The sequence below is a fragment of the Lysobacter sp. A289 genome (genome assembly GCF_054072675.1).
On the sequence record NZ_JBSVRN010000001.1, the window covers coordinates 748,497 to 766,311 of the forward strand.

At 65.1% G+C, this 17,815-nt stretch carries 17 protein-coding genes and 3 tRNA genes; 19 read left to right on the plus strand and 1 reads right to left on the minus strand.

Going from position 1 to position 17,815, the window contains the following annotated elements; all coding sequences use genetic code 11:
* Position 1 precedes the first annotated feature (1 nt).
* The 14 genes from sdhC (at position 2) to kdsB (ending at position 13,463) form a co-directional block, all read left to right on the plus strand.
* The gene (gene sdhC, locus ACW5DN_RS03510) at positions 2–397 is read left to right on the plus strand and encodes a succinate dehydrogenase, cytochrome b556 subunit (protein ID WP_456961372.1); all 396 of its coding nucleotides are present in this window, start codon (positions 2–4) and stop codon (positions 395–397) included.
* Complete coding sequence (gene sdhD, locus ACW5DN_RS03515; protein WP_456961373.1) at positions 394–795, plus strand: succinate dehydrogenase, hydrophobic membrane anchor protein; 402 nt, start codon at positions 394–396, stop codon at positions 793–795. Before sdhC ends, sdhD begins: the two co-directional genes overlap by 4 nt.
* A 1-nt stretch (position 796) precedes the next feature.
* Positions 797–2,587 carry a succinate dehydrogenase flavoprotein subunit gene (gene sdhA / locus ACW5DN_RS03520; RefSeq protein ID WP_456961374.1) on the plus strand — a complete coding sequence of 597 codons (1,791 nt, stop codon included), beginning with the start codon at positions 797–799 and terminating at the stop codon, positions 2,585–2,587.
* A 109-nt stretch (positions 2,588–2,696) separates the two neighbouring features.
* The gene (locus tag ACW5DN_RS03525) at positions 2,697–3,479 is read left to right on the plus strand and encodes a succinate dehydrogenase iron-sulfur subunit (RefSeq protein ID WP_456961375.1); all 783 of its coding nucleotides are present in this window, start codon (positions 2,697–2,699) and stop codon (positions 3,477–3,479) included.
* Between the two features lie 94 nt (positions 3,480–3,573).
* On the plus strand, positions 3,574–3,828 hold the full coding sequence (locus ACW5DN_RS03530; protein WP_456961376.1) for an FAD assembly factor SdhE: 255 nt from the start codon (positions 3,574–3,576) through the stop codon (positions 3,826–3,828).
* Positions 3,779–4,225, plus strand: coding sequence for a hypothetical protein (locus ACW5DN_RS03535; protein WP_456961377.1), 447 nt, complete (start codon positions 3,779–3,781; stop codon positions 4,223–4,225). Before ACW5DN_RS03530 ends, ACW5DN_RS03535 begins: the two co-directional genes overlap by 50 nt.
* Positions 4,226–4,231: 6 nt before the next feature.
* Positions 4,232–5,473, plus strand: a complete 1,242-nt coding sequence (locus tag ACW5DN_RS03540) for a lipoprotein-releasing ABC transporter permease subunit (RefSeq protein WP_456961378.1) — start codon at positions 4,232–4,234, stop codon at positions 5,471–5,473.
* Positions 5,466–6,230, plus strand: a complete 765-nt coding sequence (gene lolD / locus ACW5DN_RS03545; RefSeq protein ID WP_456961379.1) for a lipoprotein-releasing ABC transporter ATP-binding protein LolD — start codon at positions 5,466–5,468, stop codon at positions 6,228–6,230. Before ACW5DN_RS03540 ends, lolD begins: the two co-directional genes overlap by 8 nt.
* 184 nt (positions 6,231–6,414) lie before the next feature.
* Positions 6,415–8,730 (plus strand): DNA internalization-related competence protein ComEC/Rec2, encoded by a 2,316-nt coding sequence (locus tag ACW5DN_RS03550; RefSeq protein WP_456962945.1) that lies wholly within the window; start codon positions 6,415–6,417, stop codon positions 8,728–8,730.
* 26 nt (positions 8,731–8,756) lie between these two features.
* Positions 8,757–9,431: a MotA/TolQ/ExbB proton channel family protein gene (locus tag ACW5DN_RS03555; protein ID WP_456961380.1), complete on the plus strand. Its 675-nt coding sequence runs from the start codon at positions 8,757–8,759 to the stop codon at positions 9,429–9,431.
* Positions 9,432–9,437: 6 nt separating this feature from the next.
* The gene (locus ACW5DN_RS03560) at positions 9,438–9,908 is read left to right on the plus strand and encodes an ExbD/TolR family protein (RefSeq protein ID WP_456961381.1); all 471 of its coding nucleotides are present in this window, start codon (positions 9,438–9,440) and stop codon (positions 9,906–9,908) included.
* Positions 9,905–11,653 (plus strand): lipid A export permease/ATP-binding protein MsbA, encoded by a 1,749-nt coding sequence (msbA, locus tag ACW5DN_RS03565; RefSeq protein WP_456961382.1) that lies wholly within the window; start codon positions 9,905–9,907, stop codon positions 11,651–11,653. The genes ACW5DN_RS03560 and msbA overlap by 4 nt, the downstream gene beginning before the upstream one ends.
* On the plus strand, positions 11,650–12,693 hold the full coding sequence (gene lpxK / locus ACW5DN_RS03570; RefSeq protein ID WP_456961383.1) for a tetraacyldisaccharide 4'-kinase: 1,044 nt from the start codon (positions 11,650–11,652) through the stop codon (positions 12,691–12,693). The genes msbA and lpxK overlap by 4 nt, the downstream gene beginning before the upstream one ends.
* A complete protein-coding gene (kdsB, locus tag ACW5DN_RS03575) occupies positions 12,690–13,463 on the plus strand; it encodes a 3-deoxy-manno-octulosonate cytidylyltransferase (RefSeq protein WP_456961384.1) in 774 nt (257 codons plus the stop codon). The genes lpxK and kdsB overlap by 4 nt, the downstream gene beginning before the upstream one ends.
* A gap of 22 nt (positions 13,464–13,485) precedes the next feature.
* Here the strand turns inward: kdsB and ACW5DN_RS03580 are convergent, their stop codons facing one another.
* Positions 13,486–14,808 carry a DUF445 domain-containing protein gene (locus ACW5DN_RS03580; protein WP_456961385.1) on the minus strand — a complete coding sequence of 441 codons (1,323 nt, stop codon included), beginning with the start codon at positions 14,806–14,808 and terminating at the stop codon, positions 13,486–13,488.
* A gap of 113 nt (positions 14,809–14,921) precedes the next feature.
* On the opposite strand from ACW5DN_RS03580, the gene uvrC reads away from it, so the two are divergent.
* From uvrC to ACW5DN_RS03605, 5 genes are all read left to right on the plus strand, one after another.
* Positions 14,922–16,802 (plus strand): excinuclease ABC subunit UvrC, encoded by a 1,881-nt coding sequence (uvrC, locus tag ACW5DN_RS03585; protein WP_456961386.1) that lies wholly within the window; start codon positions 14,922–14,924, stop codon positions 16,800–16,802.
* Complete coding sequence (gene pgsA, locus ACW5DN_RS03590; RefSeq protein ID WP_456961387.1) at positions 16,799–17,365, plus strand: CDP-diacylglycerol--glycerol-3-phosphate 3-phosphatidyltransferase; 567 nt, start codon at positions 16,799–16,801, stop codon at positions 17,363–17,365. Before uvrC ends, pgsA begins: the two co-directional genes overlap by 4 nt.
* 41 nt (positions 17,366–17,406) lie before the next feature.
* Positions 17,407–17,482, plus strand: a tRNA-Gly gene (locus ACW5DN_RS03595).
* Positions 17,483–17,561: 79 nt separating this feature from the next.
* Positions 17,562–17,635 (plus strand) — tRNA-Cys (locus ACW5DN_RS03600).
* A 93-nt stretch (positions 17,636–17,728) separates the two neighbouring features.
* Positions 17,729–17,815 (plus strand) — tRNA-Leu (locus ACW5DN_RS03605).

A 17,815-nucleotide genomic window follows, 5' to 3' on the forward strand; every position in this document is an offset into this window, starting at 1 on the left:
CATGGCCAGCCGCCCACGCCCGATATCACCGCACATCCAGGTCTACAGCTGGCAGGTTCAGATGGTGACCTCGATCCTGCACCGCGCCACCGGCATCGTGTTGGCGTTGGGCACCCTGCTGTTTGCCTGGGGGCTGGTGGCCATCGCCGCCGGTCCGGCGCAATGGGCCGACTTCAGCGCCTGCGCACGATCCGGTCTCGGATTCGTCGTGTTGTTTGGCTGGAGCTGGGCGTTGTCCTATCACCTGGTCAACGGCATTCGACACCTGCTGCAGGATGCCGGTTGGGGATTCCAGATCAGCACTTTCATCCGTAACAGCTGGACCACCATCATCGTCAGCCTGGTGCTCACGGCGCTGATCTGGTTCGCGGCAATGCAGCAGTGGGGTGGCGCATGAGTAACAGCAATCCGCAGGTAGACCTGCGCAATCCGCTCAAGCGTGCCCGCGGTTGGGGTTCGGCAAAAAGCGGTACCCACCATTTCATCATCCAGCGGATCACTGCGGTCGCCTTGATCTTCCTGTCGATCTGGGCCGTTGTGCTGTTGCTGTCATTGATCGGCGGTGACTACACCAGTGTTCGCGCCGCCGTTGCCGACCCGGTCAACGCTGTGCTGCTTGCCGCCTTCATGATCGCCTCGTTCTGGCACGCCAAGCTGGGCATGCAGGTCGTCATCGAGGATTACGTACACACGCCGTGGATTGCGGTCACCCTGCAGTTGGCGGTCATCTTCATTTGCGTCCTCGCGGCACTCGCCAGCGTGTTCGCAGTCATTCGCATCACGCTCGGGGGCTGACGTGCCGGCTTACAAGATCCAGGAACACAAGTTCGACATGATCGTGGTGGGTGCCGGTGGCGCCGGACTGCGCGCGACCTTCGGTTTGGCCCAAAAGGGCCTGAAGACCGCCTGCATCACCAAGGTTTTCCCGACCCGCTCGCATACCGTGGCAGCCCAGGGCGGCATTGCCGCGGCGTTGGGCAACATGGGCGAAGACAACTGGCGGTACCACTTCTACGACACCGTCAAAGGGTCGGATTGGCTGGGTGACCAGGACGCGATCGAGTACATGTGCCGCGAGGCGATTCCGGCGGTCGTGGAGCTGGAGCACCAGGGCGTGCCGTTCTCGCGCACCGCCGAGGGCAAGATCTACCAACGTCCGTTTGGCGGCATGACCACCAAATACGGCGAAGGCCCCGCCGCCCAGCGCACCTGCGCGGCAGCCGACCGCACCGGCCACGCGATCCTGCACACGCTGTACCAGCAATCGCTGGCCCATCACGCCGAATTCTTCATCGAGTACTTTGCGCTCGATCTGATCATGGATGCCGATGGCACCTGCCGCGGCGTGCTTGCGCTCGACATGGCGGAAGGCACGCTGCACCTGTTCCGTGGCCAGGGCACGGTGCTGGCCACTGGCGGCTATGGCCGCGCGTATTTTTCGGCAACCTCGGCCCATACCTGCACCGGCGACGGTGGCGGCATGGCGTTGCGTGCCGGCCTGGGTCTGCAGGACATGGAGTTCGTGCAGTTCCATCCGACCGGCATCTATGGCGCCGGCTGCCTGATCACCGAGGGCGTCCGGGGCGAGGGCGGGATCCTGCGCAATGCCACCGGTGAGCGCTTCATGGAGCGCTACGCACCCACCGCCAAGGACCTGGCCTCGCGTGACGTGGTCAGCCGTGCGATGACGATGGAGATCCGCGGCGGGCGCGGCGTCGGCGAGCACAAGGATCACCTGCTGCTCGACCTGACCCACCTGGGCCCCGAAGTGATCCACGAGAAGCTGCCGGGCATCGCCGAGTCGGCGCGCATCTTCGCCAACGTCGATGTCGAGAAGCAGCCGATCCCGGTGATCCCGACCGTCCACTACAACATGGGCGGGGTGCCGACCAATTATCGCGGGCAGGTCGTCCAGTTGAAGGATGGCGACCCCGATTCGGTCGTTCCCGGGCTGTACGCCATTGGCGAGGCGGGTTGCGTATCGGTTCATGGCGCAAACCGCCTGGGTTCCAACTCGCTGCTCGACCTGGTGGTGTTCGGTCGCGCCGTGGCCAACCACTGCGCCGAGACCATTACTCCCGGGGCAAGTCATGCAGACCTGCCTGGCGATGCGTGCGAAGCACCGCTGGCGCGTCTGGACAAGCTGCGCAATGCCAACGGCGGCACCCCGACCGCGATTATCCGCGACCAGATGCAGCGTGCGATGCAGGCCGATGCCGCGGTGTTCCGCACCGAAGAGACATTGGCCGAGGGCGTAAAGCGTATTCGCGAGATCCGGGCGTCCTTCGACGACGTCAAGGTCAGCGACCGTTCGCTGGTCTGGAATTCCGACCTGGTGGAAACGTTCGAATTGGCCAACTTGCTGGACCAGGCGCTGGCGACGATCGTGTGTGCCGAGAACCGCACCGAATCGCGCGGCGGTCATGCACGTGACGACTTCCCCGAGCGTGACGACGTCAACTGGCACAAGCATTCATTGTGCTGGGTCGATGAAAACGGCAATACCAAGATCGATTACCGCCCCGTGCACATGTACACGCTGACCGACGACGTGGAAGTGGTTCCACCGGCCAAGCGCGTGTATTGATTGACGCCGCCGCCGCAAGGCAAGACGTCAAACGTTCGAGGTGGTCTGGTTTTCCCCGGCGCCCGCTCCTTGTGGAACGGGCCGCCCCTGATACGGAACTGGTGCAGCAATGGCCGAATTCGCGCTTCCAAAAAATTCCCAGATTCAAAAGGGCCGGCATTTCGACTCGCCGGGCGCGAAACAGCCGCGCACGTTCCGGGTTTACCGCTGGAACCCCGATGATGGCTTGAATCCGCGCCTGGACACCTATGAGGTGGACATGGCGACGTGCGGGCCGATGGTCCTGGACGCGCTGATCAAGATCAAGAACGAGATCGATCCGACCCTGACCTTCCGCCGCTCGTGCCGCGAGGGCATTTGCGGTTCGTGCGCGATGAACATCGACGGCACCAATACGCTGGCCTGCACCAGGGCAATCGAGGATTGCAGCAGCGGCGACGTGCCGATCTATCCGTTGCCGGCGATGGAGGTGGTCAAGGATCTGGTTCCCGACCTGACCCATTTCTACGCCCAGTACGCATCGATCAAGCCCTGGATCCGTACCCAGAGCCCGGCACCGAGTGACCGTGAGCGCCTGCAGTCGCCAGAGGATCGCAAGAAGCTCGACGGGCTCTACGAATGCATCCTGTGCGGTTGTTGCACCGCCGGTTGCCCGAGTCACTGGTGGAACGGCGACCGCTACCTCGGCCCCGCCGTCCTGCTGCAGGCGTATCGCTGGATCGTGGATAGCCGCGACGAAGATACCGGTAGTCGGTTGGATGACCTGGAAGACCCGTTCAAGCTGTACCGCTGCCACACCATCCTCAACTGCACCCGCACGTGCCCGAAGGGATTGAACCCGGCCAAGGCCATTGCTGAAATCAAGAAGTTGATGGTCGCGCGTAGCGCCTGAGTAGATCGCGTCACGATCCGGTTGATGCTCACGATTCAGTAGATGCAATGGGCGCGCTTTCCAGGCGCGCCCTTTTTTTTGGGAGAGCCTGTCCATGAGCGATGTCGATGATCTGGAGCTGCGCCGCCTGCGCTGGAAGTGCCGCCGTGGCATGCGTGAGCTCGACCAGTTGCTGGGACGTTACCTGGACCAGCAATGGCGACAGGCATCCGAAGCCGAGCGCGGCGTTTTCCTACGGCTGCTGGCAAGCGAAGACGATAAGCTCTGGCACTGGTTCATGGGCCAGGAGACCCCCGCCGATGACGAGCTGTCCGCACTGGTCCAACGCATCGGCAACCTGCCGCCTTGAGTGGCGCCCGTCGCATTGGCTGTTGGGCTTGCTGGTGATGCTCGGGTTGTTTGCCGCGGTTTCGGTGCTCGTCTCCGACCTGCCACCCGTGGCCGCCTGGCCATGTGCGGGTCTGGTGGTGCTCTGGGCCGGTTGGCTGGCCCGACGGGAAGCGAGTAGGCCGGCCATCGACTTGCAGGTCCGTGATGGTGTCGTCCGAGTGGATGGCAGCGCGGTGACGCGGTTCCAACTGCAGTGGCGAGCGGCGTTGGTGTTTGCCCGTTGGCGCGACAGCGACAATCGCCAGCGGCGGCTGGTCTGGTGGCCCGACACGCTTGGCCCGGCCGGTCGTCGTGAACTGCGGCTGGCTGCGCCGGTCGAAACTGCTGCGCAACCCCCACGCTCAATGGCACCATAGCCCCCTATGTTCAAACCCATCCCTGTTGCCATCGGCCTGCGCTACCTGCGCGCCAAGCGCCGTAATGGTTTTATCTCTTTTATTTCCATGGCATCCATCCTCGGCATCGCGCTGGGCGTGGCGGCGCTGATCACCACCCTGGCGGTGATGACCGGGTTCCAGAAGGAGATCCGCGACCGCATGCTGCAGATGGCCGCGCACGCCACCGTCAGTGCCTATGGCGATCCGCTTACTGACTGGCAACAAGCGGTGGATATGGCACTGGCCGATCCGCGAGTGGCCGGGGCGGCACCCTACGTGGAGAAGGAGGCCCTGCTCAACGGCCCGCGCCAGCAACCGGCGATGGTGCGCGGCGTAGTGCCGGCCGATGAGCGCACCGTGTCCGTGCTGGGCGACAAGATGGTTCAGGGTGAACTGGAATCCCTGGTCCCGGGCAGTTTCAACATCATCCTGGGACGGGAACTGGCGGCCTGGCTCGGTGTTGGCGTCGGCGACAGCGTGGTGATGACCATCGCCGAGTTCAACAGCACCCCGGTGGGGGCGATGCCGCGGGTCAAGCGCTTCACCGTCAGCGGCGTGTTCGAGGTCGGCTACAACGAGTACGACCGCGGCATGGCATTCACCAACATGGCGGACATGCAACGGCTGATGCGAATGCAGGAGGGCGTGACCGGCGTGCGCCTGCGACTGCACGACATGAACCTGGCCTGGGATGTTGCCCGCGACCTGGCCGTGAAGCTGGGCGGCTACCAAGTCAGCGACTGGACCACCGACAACGCCAACATGTTCCGGGCATTGAAGATGGAAAAGACCCTGATGGCGATCCTGTTGTCGTTGATCATCGCCATGGGCGCGTTCAACCTGGTGTCCTCGCAGGTGATGCTGGTCACCGACAAGCAGGCCGACATCGCCATCCTGCGGACCCTGGGCCTGTCGCCGCGCGGGGTGATGCAGGTGTTCATGGTCCAGGGCAGCCTGATCGGGATCATCGGTACCGTGATCGGCGTGATCGGCGGGATCGTGTTGACCCTGAGCCTGGAGGACATCCTGTTCGCGATCGAACGCGTGTTCGGGGTGACCTTGCTGCCCGAGGACGTTTACTACATCACCGGACTGCCCACCGAGATGAAGCCAAGCGACGTGATGGCGATTACGGCGGTCGCCTTGGTGATGGCGTTCCTGGCCACGATCTACCCGGCCTGGCGCGCCGCGCGTACGCCGCCGGCGGAGGCTTTGCGTTATGAGTGAACCGATCATCAGCAAGCCCGTCACTGGCGAGGCGACGACCAGCGAGCCGGCGTCCGGGTCGCGCGCCGGCCTGGTCCTGGGATGCACCAACCTGGGCATGGTGTACGCCGAGGGCAAGATGCGCACACCGGTGTTCGACGGGTTGCGACTGGACGTGCACGAGGGCGAGACCGTCGCCATCGTCGGCGCTTCCGGAGCCGGTAAGAGCACGTTGCTGCACTTGCTCGGTGGCCTGGATACGCCGTCCACCGGCGAGGTGTTCGTCGGTGGACAGAAGATGAGCACGCTGTCGGATACCGCCCGCGGCCAGTTGCGCAACCGCGCATTGGGTTTTGTCTACCAGTTTCACCATTTGCTGCCCGAGTTTACGGCGATGGAAAACGTTATGTTGCCGGTACTGCTGGGCGGCGCCCGGATCCCGGACGCTGAGCAACGGGCGCAAGCGCTGCTGGAGGCCGTCGGCCTGGGGCACCGGCTCCAGCACAAACCCGGGGAGCTTTCCGGTGGTGAGCGTCAGCGTGCCGCGGTCGCGCGCGCGCTGGTCAACCAGCCGGCATGCGTGTTGGGTGATGAGCCCACTGGCAACCTCGACGAGAAGACGGCCGGGGTCGTCTTCGACCAGATGCTGGAGTTGAACCGGGAACACCGCACCAGTCTGGTGGTAGTCACCCACGATCGCCGCCTGGCGCGGCGGCTGGACCGGGTGCTGGAATTGCATCAGGGCAAGCTGCGGGAATTGGCGACGCGGGATATCTGATTCGGGCAGTACTCGACTGAAGGGATGAACCATGAGCGATGCGGCAAGGATGCCGCCGTCCACGCCACCGGGAGACAGCCTCCCCGGCGGGACGGAACAGGACAGGACGGGGCGGCCAGCAAGCCCGGTGTGGCTGGCTCCATTCGGGATCGCGAGCGCCGCAGCGCTGCTGGCCGGCGTGTCGATGTGCTTGTGGCTACCGCGGTTGCCGCCGTTCTGGCTGCTGGTCGCGATCGCGCCCTTGGCCGTTCTGCTCTGGTGGCGCGGGCGCGCCGTTCGCTGGATGGGCCCCTTGCTGCTTGGCTTCGCGCTGGCCGGGTTGCATGCGGGGTACGCGCTGTCGGTCCAGCTGCCGGCGGCCTGGGAGAAGCGTGAAGTCACCGTTGCCGGTCAGGTCGTCGAGCTTCCCAAGCACCACGCGCGTCGAACCAGCTTCGGGTTTCGCGTCGACGATGAGCTGGCGCAACCGGAACCGCTGCGTGGTCGCTTGCTGCGCTTGTCCTGGTACGACGATTTCGACGGCAGCGCGACCGGACGCGACCGCCTGCGGGCGGGGCAACGCTGGCAACTGACCGTCCGCGTGCGGGCGCCGCGCGGGCTGCGTAATCCCGGCGGGTTCGACAGTGAAAAGCACGCACTGGCCGACCGGCTGACGGCGACGGGGTATGTCCGTGCCCCCGAGTCGGCCCGGCTGCTGCGCCCGGCGCAAGGACTGAACGCGTGGCGAGAGCGCATGTCGGAGCAGATCGCGACCGCCATACCCACGTCCACGTCGCGATTTATCCGTGCGTTGGCACTGGGCGATACCCGTGACCTGGACGATGCTGACTGGCAGGTCCTGCGAGCCAATGGCCTGACCCACCTGGTAGCCATTTCGGGTTTCCATGTCGGACTGGTGGCCGGCTTTTTTGCACTGGTTATTGCGGGCCTCTGGTGGCTATGGCCGCGGCTGGGTCGCCGTTGTCCGCGTCCCGTGGCCGCCGCCCTTGCCGGTCTGGCCGGCGCCATGGTGTACGCCGCGGTTGCCGGTTTTGCGCTGCCGACCGTACGCACGGTGTTGATGATCGCGGTCGTGGCAGGGGTGCGGGGCCTGCGGCGCAGCTCGAGTGCATTCGACACGTTGGCGCTTGCGGTGGTGGTGGTTCTACTGGTCGATCCACTGGCGGTGCTGGGTGCCGGTTTCTGGCTCAGTTTCTTTGGCGTGGCCTGGCTGCTCTGGTGCCTTCCACACGCCGGGCGAAAACCGCTCCGGGACCTGGTTTCCGCCCAGGGCGTCGCGACCTTGGGCTTGTTGCCGCTGACCGCGGTGCTGTTTGGCCAGGCCTCGCTGGTGGGGCCATTGGCGAACCTGCTCGCGGTGCCGTGGTGGAGTCTGGTGGTGGTGCCACTGGCGCTGATCGGGACCGGGCTGGAGTTCCTGCATGACGGGTGGGGTAGTTGGCCGTGGCAGGCGGCGTCCTGGTGTTTCGAGCTGAGTTGGCCGCTGTTTGACTATCTGGCCGGTAGCGAACTGGCGCTGTGGTGGTTACGCGAATCGCGCTGGTTTGCGTTGCCGCTGGCGATGTTCGGCGCGTTTTGGCTGTTGCTTCCACGCGGCTTGCCGGGACGGCCCCTGGCGCTGCTGTTGTGGTTGCCGCTGCTGTGGCCGGCCCGCAACCTGCCGGCGCTTGGTGAGGTCGAGTTGCGGGTGCTGGATGTTGGTCAAGGCTTGTCGATCCTCGTACGCACCGCCAATCACAGCCTGCTGTACGACATGGGGCCCGCCAGCCCGGATGGCTATGACACCGGCGAGCGCGTGGTGCTGCCTGCGCTGTACGCCCTTGGGGTACGCCGGCTCGACCGCGCGGTCGCCAGCCACGCCGATAACGACCATGCCGGGGGTCTCGGTGCCGTCAGGCGCACAGTTACGGTGCCGGTGGTCAACTCGCCGCAGGGTTCGGGGCTGGTGGGCACCCGGCCCTGCGTGGCGGGGGAGACGTGGCAATGGGATCGGGTCGATTTCCGCTTCCTGCATCCGCCGCGCCACTTTCCCTACCTGGGTAACGAGGCCAGCTGCGTGCTGCGGATCGACACCGAGCACGGCAGCGCATTGTTGACCGGGGACATCAGTGCGGTGGTTGAGCGCGAGCTGGTACGCCGAAGCCATCTGGACGAGGCGGCCGGCTTGCACGTGCAGGTGGTCGTAGTCGCCCATCACGGCAGTTCCAGTGCCTCCGATCCCGCGTTCATTGCCGCCACCGGTGCGCGACATGCACTGGTTTCCAGCGGACACGGCAACCGGTTTGGCCATCCCAAGCCCGAAATACTCGCCCGCTGGCACGCCAGCGGCGCACAAACGCTGGATACCAGTGAAGGCGGCGCCCTGCACGTGCGGTTCCAGCCCGGCGGGCCAAGCGTGGAAACAAGACGGCGCGCACACCCACGGGTCTGGGATGCGGCTCGCCGCGCGAGCGAATCGTCGGCTGGGGCGGCCGCTGGGCTATCCTATCGACCGGATTGAATCGGCCCCGGGCCGGAGGTTAGCGAGTGCTGGAGCTGGTCAAGGCCGGGGGATGGCCGATGATTCCATTGTTGCTGCTGTCGGCGCTAGCGCTGGCATTGATCGTCGAGCGGGCGTGGGCACTGCGGCGCAGTGAGGTCTTGCCGCCAGGACTGGGCAAGGAAGTTCGCAGCTGGGCCCGTGGTGGCCAGCTGGATCCGACGCATATTGATTCGCTGCGGGCTACCTCGCCACTGGGCGCGTTGCTCGCAGCGGCCCTGGACGTGCGCCATCGCCCGCGTGAGCAGGTCCGCGAGCGTATCGAGGACGTGGGCCGCCATCTGGTTCACCGGATGGAGCGTTATCTCAACACTCTGGGTTCGATCGCGTCGGCGGGTCCCTTGCTGGGCCTGTTTGGCACGGTCGTCGGCATGATCCAGCTGTTCCTCGGTATCCTCGACCATGGTATTGGCGATGTGAACCAGTTGGCGGGAGGGATCGGCAAGGCGCTGGTATGTACCGCGGCTGGCATGATCGTGGCGATCCCGGCGTTGATGGCGCACCGCTGGTTCCGTGGCCGCATTGCCGGCTATGTCGTGGAGATGGAGCACGAAGCCATGCAACTGCTCGACACGCTGGAGGAGACCGCCCGGGACGGGACTGCCCAGGCGGCGCCGGCTGCGCGCCAGCCGCGTGCCACGGCTGTGCCGTCGGACGCCTGACCGCTCATGCGTATCCGTGACCGCCACACCGGGGATGAGCCGGAAATCAGCCTGGTACCGCTGATCGACGTGATCCTGGTGATGATCATCTTCTTCGTCGTCACTGCCACCTTTGATGCGCGCTCGGTGATCCAGATCGAGCTGCCGCGCGCCACCGGGGAGCAAGTCGATGCGGTGCAGCCGCTGGTGGTGCTGGTCAATGCCGACGGCCGCTATTTCGTGGGTGACCGCGAAGTGCTGCGCACCGATATCGAGTCGCTCAAGGCGACCATCAGCGAGGTGGCGGGCAGCGACCGCGAGCGCCCGGTGATGTTGCGCGTCGATGCACGTACACCCTACCAGGCAGTGGTAACCGTGTACGACGCGCTCGGTGGCCTGGGTTTCAACCGGATCATGATCCCGACCGCACCGCCGACAGGCGCCGCAGCTCTCCCGGGTGGCGAGTCCGGCGCTTCGGCCACCGGAGCCTCGCAGTGACACCACCGATCACCTCCTGGGCCACCTACCGGCGGTTGCTGGGCTTTGCTCGCCCGTATCGGCCGCTGCTGGGGTTGGCGGGGGTGGGGATGTTGCTGGAGGCGCTGGCAGGCGGCGCGTTCACCAAGCTCATGGAGCCGGTGATCAACGAGACCTTCATCACCAAGGACGCGGCGTTCAGCCTGGTATTGCCGTTGGCGATTGTCGGCCTGTTCCTGCTGCGCGGTGCTGCAGGCTACGTGGCCGACATCTACATGGCCAAATCCGGGCGTGGCATTTCCCGTGACTTGCGGGTGCAGGTACTGGGCAAGTATCTGCGCTTGCCTGGACTGCAGTTCGATACCGAACCGGTGCCGTCGATGCTGGTTCGCCTGGGCTCGGACAGCGACCAGGTCGCGCAGGCTGCGGTCGACGCGATGAAGGTGATGATCCAGCAGGCGCTGCAGGTGCTGGTGGGCATCGGCGTGATGCTGTGGACCAGTTGGCAGGTAACCATTGCGATCGTGCTGCTGGCGCCGCCACTGGCCTGGGTCATGAACACGGTGGGTAAACGCTATCGCCGGATCAGCCACAAGATCCAGGAGAGTGGGTCGCAGCTGATGCAGTCGGCCGACCAGGCGCTGTCCAGCCACCAGGAAGTCAAGATCTACGGCGCCCAGGGTGTCGAGATGCAGCGCTACTCCGCGCAGGCGGACCATCATCTGAAGCTCAGCCTCAAGGTCGAATCGACCCGCAGCATCTCGTCCGCGCTGGTGCAGTTGATGGGCGCGATCGGGTTGGCACTGCTGCTGTTTTTTGCAGGCCGCGAAGCCGCCGCCGGTCGTCTCGGCGCAGGTGGCTTCGTGGTGTTGATGATGGCGATGATGGCGATCATCCCCGCGCTCAAGCAACTGACCAACGTGCAGGGCATGCTGCAGCGTGGCGTGGCCTCGGCCGAGCGGCTGTTCCACATCCTGGATGCCCCCGACGAGCACGACACCGGTAGCTTGCCGTTGGAGCGCGCGCGCGGCGAGATCGAGTTTCGCGACGTAAGCGCGCGTTACCCGGATCAGGGCCAGGCGGCACTCAGCAACGTCAGTTTCAGTGCCAAACCCGGGACCGTCACCGCCATTGTTGGCCGCTCCGGCAGTGGCAAGTCCACCCTGATCAAGCTAATCCCGCGTTTCTACGAGATCGAGTCGGGACAGATCCTGCTCGATGGCCATCCGCTGCGCGACTATCGACTGGCCGACCTGCGCAAGCAGATCGCCCTGGTGGGCCAGCAGGTCATGCTGTTTGACGGCAGCATCGCGGCCAACGTCGCCTATGGCGAGATGGAGCAGGCCACACCGGAGGAACTGGATCACGCGATCCAGGGTGCCAACGCCACCGAGTTCGTCGAGCGTTTGCCGGACGGGGTGGACGCCGGTATCGGCAGCAAGGGCGGTCGCCTGTCCGGTGGCCAACGCCAGCGGTTGGCCATTGCCCGGGCGATGTTGAAAGACGCGCCGATCCTGATCCTGGACGAGGCCACCGCCGCGCTCGACACCGAATCGGAGCGGCTGGTGCAGGATGCGCTGGAACGCCTGATGCCGGATCGCACCACGTTGGTCATTGCGCACCGACTGTCGACCATCGAACATGCCGATCAGGTACTGGTGCTTGACGAGGGCCGCATCGTCGAGCGCGGTACCCACGCCAGCTTGATGGCCCTGGACGGCCTGTACGCCCACCTGCACCGCATGCAATTTCGCGAGGCCTCATGAACGCAGGACCCGGTGGTCGCCGCGAGCACCAGCCACCCCATTGGTACGGCAACGCGCCGGTGCCGTTCTATACACGGCTGCTGGCGGCGGTCTATGCCGCAGTCAGTGGTATCCGGCGCTGGCTCTATCGCGTCGGCGCGTTGCGTACCCGCCATCCGGGCATCCCGGTGGTGGTGGTCGGCAACATTACCGCTGGCGGTGCTGGCAAGACCCCGCTGACCATCGCGCTGGCTGAACGGCTGCGCCGCGAAGGCTGGAACCCGGGCGTTGCCAGCCGGGGTTACGGCCGCGCCGATGCGGGTAACCCGGTGTGGGTCCACGCCGATACCGAGCCCGCCGTCGGCGGCGACGAGCCGGTGCTGATCGTCCGTCGCACCGGGGTCAAGCTGCGTGCCGATCGTGACCGTGCCGCGGCGGCGAAGGCATTGGCGAAGGCCGGTTGCGACATTGTCATCTGCGACGACGGTCTGCAGCACTACGGACTTGAACGCGACGTCGAGATCGAAGTGGTCGACGGCCGCCGTCGTTATGGCAATGGTCGGCTGCTGCCCGCTGGACCGTTGCGCGAGTTGCCCGAGCGGGGAGCGCAGTGCGACTTCCGAGTTATCAACATTGCCAATGCGCCAGCGGGCAACAGCAGCGGAACCGGCTTTGGCGAATGGCCGATGCGCCTGGTTGCCGACAGTGCCGTGCCGGTACTGGGCGGCCGGTCGAGACCGCTGGAGTCGTTTCGCGGCCATCGGGTCCATGCGGTCGCCGGGATTGGCAACCCGGAGCGGTTCTTCTCGATGTTGCGCAGCCTGGAGATCGCGGTGGTGCCGCATGCCTTTGCCGACCACCATCGCTATCGTGCGTCCGACTTCGAGTTTGGCAGCCCGCTGCCGGTGCTGATGACCGAAAAGGACGCCGTCAAGTGCGCCCGGTTCGCCACCGAGGCGTTTCATAGCGTGGCCGTCACCGCCGAGCTTCCGGAAGCCTTCTGGGTCTCGTTGCTGGACAAGCTGGCGCAAGTTCGGCTGGCAGAGGTCCGGCAGCGATGAATGCCGCCCTGGACTTCGTGGTGGCGATCCCTGCGCGTCACGCTGCCAGTCGCCTGCCCGGCAAGCCACTGCGGCTGCTCGGCGGGCAGCCCTTGGTGTTGCATGTGGCTCGGCGCGCGCTGGCCGCGGGTGCGCGCGAGGTGTGGGTGGCGGCCGACGACGAACGCATCGCCGCGGCGTTGGCGAATGCCGGCGTACGCGTGGCAATGACCTCCGTCGCGCATGCTTCCGGCACCGATCGGCTGGCCGAGTGCGCGCGAATCGCCGGCTGGAGCGATGACACCATCGTGGTCAACCTGCAGGGCGACGAACCTTTCGCGCCGGCTGCGGGGGTTCGTGCGGTGGCGGCATTGTTGCGCGACAGCGGCGCCGAGATGGCGACCCTGGCCGCGCCGGTGACCGAGGTTGGCACGTTGCTGGATCCCAATGCGGTCAAGGTGGTGTGTGCCGACAATGGTGATGCGCTGTACTTCAGTCGTGCGCCGATCCCGTGGCCGCGCGATGCCTTCTCGCGCGACCCGTCCCGCATGCCGGAGGGCCAATCCTGGCTACGGCATATCGGCATCTACGGGTATACGGCGGGGTTCCTGCAGCGTTTCGCGGCGATGCCCCAGGGCCGGCTCGAGCAGGTCGAGTCACTGGAGCAACTGCGCGTGTTGGAGGCCGGTTACCGGATCGCGGTCGGGTTGACGCCCGATCCGTTCCCGCCCGGCGTGGACACCGCCGAAGACCTGGCCCGCGCGGAAAAATGGCTTGCCGGAAACGGCTGAGCCGTCGCGTGAGCTGGTGGCCTCAACCGAGCGTCGCCATCCAGCCAATGACGTGCAGCAGGCCAAACAGCAATCCACCAATCAGCGCGCCAATCGCGGTGCCGTTGTAGCGGATGTACTGCAAGTCGCTGCCAACGCTCAACTCCAGCTCACGGACCAGCTCGCGGGTGTCCCAGCGCGCGACCCGCTCGACGATGAAGTCGCGGATGCTGCCTCGATACTTCTCGATCATCGGCTCGACGGTGGCCATCACCCATTGGTTGACCCACGCCTGCATCGCCGGATCGCCGCTGAGCTTTTCGCCGATCAGTTCCGCGCCCTGGGTCGCCTTCAACGCAATCAATGAGTCATTGCGCTGCAGGTCCGTGCGCAGCCAATCCAGGACTTCCGACCACATCTCCCGGATCTGGCGGGGCAGGGCGGGGTCATCGATCACCCGGTCACGCAGTTCTTCACACTTTCGGCGCAGCACGTCATCGGTCTTCAGGCGCTGGGTGAACTGGGTGACGTAATCATCGAAGCGCAGGCGCAGCTCGTGCCGGGGATCGTCCGCCATCTCGGTGAGCAGGTCGCTGACGCCGGCAACGACCTTGGCGGCAAGCTTGTCGGCTACGGCGTCGTCGAGGCGAGCCAGGCGCAATACCGACCATAGCTGCGGCGTGATCTTGCTGGCGACCAGGTCCTGGGTGTCCGGGTCACCCAGCACTTCGCCGACGTCGCGCAGCAGGTTGTCCAGCAGCACCTGGTGGCGGCGGTCGTGGGTGAGCACCTCGAGCACCTGGCTGCCCAACGCGGCAACATCAAGCCGGCCCAGCTGCTCACGGGCCAGACCATGCAGGAAACGGTGCAGGCGGTCGCTGTCCAGCAGTTGCACCAGATGCGGTGCCAAGGTCACCACGAACCCTCCCACCTTGCTTGCGTGGGCAGGATCGGACAGTGCAGCAGCGAGTCGCCGGCCCGGATCGAACTGGCGAACCTTTGCAAGCACTTCCTGGTTGTCGAGGAAGTGGTCGCAGATGAAGTTGGCCAACGCACGGCCCAGTGCGTCCTTCTTGTTCGGGATGATCGCGGTGTGCGGGATCCAGCGTTGTCCCAGCGGATGGCCGAACAGCGCCACCACCGCGAACCAGTCGGCCAGCCCTCCGATCATCGCCGCCTCCGCCATCGCCACCAGCAGCTCGAATGCCCAGTGCGGGTGGCTCATCCGCAGCCAGCTGCCGGCCACGAACACCAGCGCCGCGACTACCAGCATGGTCACGGCGGTGCGCTTGCGGCGCCTCAACGCGGCCGCACGGTCGGGACGCAGGTCGTCGTTGATCGTGTCGTGGTCGGGTTCAGCGCTCATCTGGGGCAGAATAACCGGTCGGCATTGTGGGTAATGATCCGGGAAGACTTGCGGTGACGCATAATTTGCCCCATCCATGGAGTTGATGTGCGTATTTCCTGCCCGGTGTCGTCATGACTGAACTGCTGCCGGTATTCGACGGCAAGGCGTTCGCCAAGGCCCTCAGTACCGCACCGGGTGTGTACCGGATGATCGCTGCCGACGACAAGATTCTTTACGTCGGCAAGGCCAGCGCGCTGCGCAACCGGGTCTCCAGCTACTTCAACGCGACGCCCAAGTCGACGCGGATCATGACCATGCTCGCGCAAACCGTGCGCATGGAGGTCACCGTTACCCGTACCGAGACGGAAGCGCTGATCCTCGAAAACGAGCTGATCAAGTCGCTCAAGCCACGCTACAACGTGTTGCTGCGCGACGACAAGAGCTATCCCTACGTACTGCTGACCCATGGCGAGTGGCCACGGATCGGGATGCACCGGGGGCCGCGTTCAGTGCCGGGGCGCTATTTCGGGCCTTACGCCAGCGTCGGCGCGGTACGCGACACGCTCAACCTGATCCACAAGCTGTTCAAGTTGCGCAGCTGTGAGGACAGTGTCTTCTGCAGCCGGACGCGGCCCTGCCTGCAGTATCAGATCGGCCGCTGCAGTGGTCCTTGTGTCGGCTTGGTCGAGCCCGACGCGTACGCGGAGAGCGTTCGCCGCGCGGTGTTGATGCTGGAAGGCCGCAGTGACGAGTTGACCAACGAGATAGGCGCACAGATGGAAACGGCCAGTGCGCGCCTGGATTTCGAGCAGGCCGCCCGTCTGCGTGACCTGGTGACCTCGATCCGCACCCTGCAGGCTCGCCAGTACGTGGACGGCCGCGCCGCCGACCTGGACGTGCTGGCGGTTGCCATGCAGGGCAGTGCCGCCTGTGTCGTGCTGTTGGCGTTTCGCGACGGCAGGAACCTTGGTACCCGCTCCTTTTTCCCGCGCACCAATGGCAGCGAGAACCCCGAGGAGGTGCTGGCGGCGTTCGTTTCGCAATACTACGGTGAGCAGGTTCCGCCGGTGGAGATCGTGCTTGATCGCGACATCCCCGACCGCACATTGATCGAGCAGGCGCTGTCCAACAGCGGCGCGCACCGCGTGCAACTGCGTTTCAACGTGCGTGGTGATCGCGCCGGCTACCTCGACATGGCCAGCCGCAATGCGCGGATCACCCTGGAGACCGAACGCACCAGCCATGAGGCCCAACTGGCGCGCGCGCAAGACCTGCAGAAGATGCTTGGCATGGCCGCGTTGCCGGGACGGATCGAGTGCTTCGATATCAGCCACACCATGGGCGAGGCGACGGTGGCGTCCTGCGTGGTGTTCGATGCCGAAGGCCCGGTTCGCAGCCAGTACCGACGTTACAACATCGCCGGTATCGAGCCCGGCGACGACTATGCGGCGATGCACCAGGCGCTGCACCGGAGGTTCAAACGGGCAATGGCGACCGACGACAAGCCCGCCGGCGTGCTGCCCGACGTCTTGCTGATTGACGGTGGCGCCGGACAAGTTGCCCAGGGCCGCGCCGTACTTGATGAACTCGGTATCAGCGGCGTGGTGCTGGTGGGCGTTGCGAAGGGTCCGGCGCGACGTCCCGGCGACGAGGACCTGTTGCTGCCCGATGGCCGCAGCCTGCACCCCGGTGCGGGCTCGCCGGCGCTGCAACTGATCCAGCAGGTCCGCGACGAGGCGCATCGGTTTGCCATTACCGGCCATCGCGGACGTCGCCAGAAGGCGCGCAATACCAGCCGTCTGGAGGACATTCCGGGGATAGGACCGCGTCGACGCGGTAACCTGTTGCGACATTTCGGCGGGTTGGGCGGCTTGAAGGCCGCTGGCGTGGAAGAAATTTCACGCGTAGATGGCATTAATGCAGCGCTCGCCGAGCGCGTCTATGCGACCCTGCATGGACTGGAAGCCGGTGAAGCCGGATCGCGTACCAATGGCCCACGGAGTGACGGATGAAGTTGACGGTTCCCACCATGCTGACGCTGCTGCGGATCATGTTGATCCCGGTGTTGGTGATGGTCTTCTACCTGCCGTTCAAGTGGACCAGCGTCGCGGCCGCCGCGATCTTTGCTTTTGCCTCGCTCACCGACTGGGCGGATGGCTGGATTGCCCGTCGCTATAACCAGTTCTCCACGTTTGGCGAGTTCCTGGATCCGGTCGCCGACAAGTTGATGGTGGCTACTGCGTTGATGCTGACCGTGCAGAAGCACCCGACGGTCTGGATGGCGCTGTGGGCGGCGGTGATCATCGGACGTGAGATCGCGGTCTCCGCGCTGCGCGAGTGGATGGCCGAGCTGGGGCAGCGGGCCAAGGTCAAGGTCGCTGCCATCGGCAAGATCAAGACCGTCGTGCAAATGGTCGCGCTGATCTTCCTTTTGTACCGGGTGCCGCTGTTCGGGATGCCCATCCACGCCATCGGCGAGTGGCTGTTGGCGGCGGCCGCGCTGCTGACGCTGTGGTCCGGTTTTGCCTACCTGCGGGCAGCATGGCCTTCGCTGAAGGAAGATGCGAACAGGTAGTTGACAGTTTGTTTGTTATGCCTAAAATGGACGGCTCATCAGCGGGAATAGCTCAGTTGGTAGAGCACGACCTTGCCAAGGTCGGGGTCGCGAGTTCGAGTCTCGTTTCCCGCTCCAGATTCAACGCTTCGGTTCGCCGGGGTGTTTGTTGAGACAAACCCCGTTATCGGGGTTTTGTTTTATGGGCACGTCATCCGGCCGGGTGGCAGAGTGGTTATGCAGCGGACTGCAAATCCGCGTACGCCGGTTCAATTCCGACCTCGGCCTCCATGTTCAAAGTCAAATCCCGCAACGGTTCGCGCCTTGCGGGATTTTTCTTTTAGCCCGCAAGATGGGAGAGGGCGGTATTATTCCGCGCGGCACGCCCGGATGGCGAAACAGGTAGACGCAACAGACTTAAAATCTGTCGACCGCAAGGTCATGCCGGTTCGATTCCGGCTCCGGGCACCA

What these genes read in the sequence shown, in the direction of transcription:
- ACW5DN_RS03530 (WP_456961376.1), top strand. Translation starts at nt 3,574, where the DNA reads ATGAGCGATGTCGATGATCTGGAGCTGCGCCGCCTGCGCTGGAAGTGC.
- ACW5DN_RS03540 (WP_456961378.1), top strand. Translation starts at nt 4,232, where the DNA reads ATGTTCAAACCCATCCCTGTTGCCATCGGCCTGCGCTACCTGCGCGCC.
- sdhD (WP_456961373.1), top strand. Translation starts at nt 394, where the DNA reads ATGAGTAACAGCAATCCGCAGGTAGACCTGCGCAATCCGCTCAAGCGT.
- ACW5DN_RS03525 (WP_456961375.1), top strand. Translation starts at nt 2,697, where the DNA reads ATGGCCGAATTCGCGCTTCCAAAAAATTCCCAGATTCAAAAGGGCCGG.
- kdsB (WP_456961384.1), top strand. Translation starts at nt 12,690, where the DNA reads ATGAATGCCGCCCTGGACTTCGTGGTGGCGATCCCTGCGCGTCACGCT.
- ACW5DN_RS03580 (WP_456961385.1), bottom strand. Translation starts at nt 14,808, where the DNA reads ATGAGCGCTGAACCCGACCACGACACGATCAACGACGACCTGCGTCCC.
- pgsA (WP_456961387.1), top strand. Translation starts at nt 16,799, where the DNA reads ATGAAGTTGACGGTTCCCACCATGCTGACGCTGCTGCGGATCATGTTG.
- lolD (WP_456961379.1), top strand. Translation starts at nt 5,466, where the DNA reads ATGAGTGAACCGATCATCAGCAAGCCCGTCACTGGCGAGGCGACGACC.
- ACW5DN_RS03550 (WP_456962945.1), top strand. Translation starts at nt 6,415, where the DNA reads ATGTGCTTGTGGCTACCGCGGTTGCCGCCGTTCTGGCTGCTGGTCGCG.
- lpxK (WP_456961383.1), top strand. Translation starts at nt 11,650, where the DNA reads ATGAACGCAGGACCCGGTGGTCGCCGCGAGCACCAGCCACCCCATTGG.
- uvrC (WP_456961386.1), top strand. Translation starts at nt 14,922, where the DNA reads ATGACTGAACTGCTGCCGGTATTCGACGGCAAGGCGTTCGCCAAGGCC.
- ACW5DN_RS03535 (WP_456961377.1), top strand. Translation starts at nt 3,779, where the DNA reads ATGACGAGCTGTCCGCACTGGTCCAACGCATCGGCAACCTGCCGCCTT.
- ACW5DN_RS03560 (WP_456961381.1), top strand. Translation starts at nt 9,438, where the DNA reads ATGCGTATCCGTGACCGCCACACCGGGGATGAGCCGGAAATCAGCCTG.
- sdhC (WP_456961372.1), top strand. Translation starts at nt 2, where the DNA reads ATGGCCAGCCGCCCACGCCCGATATCACCGCACATCCAGGTCTACAGC.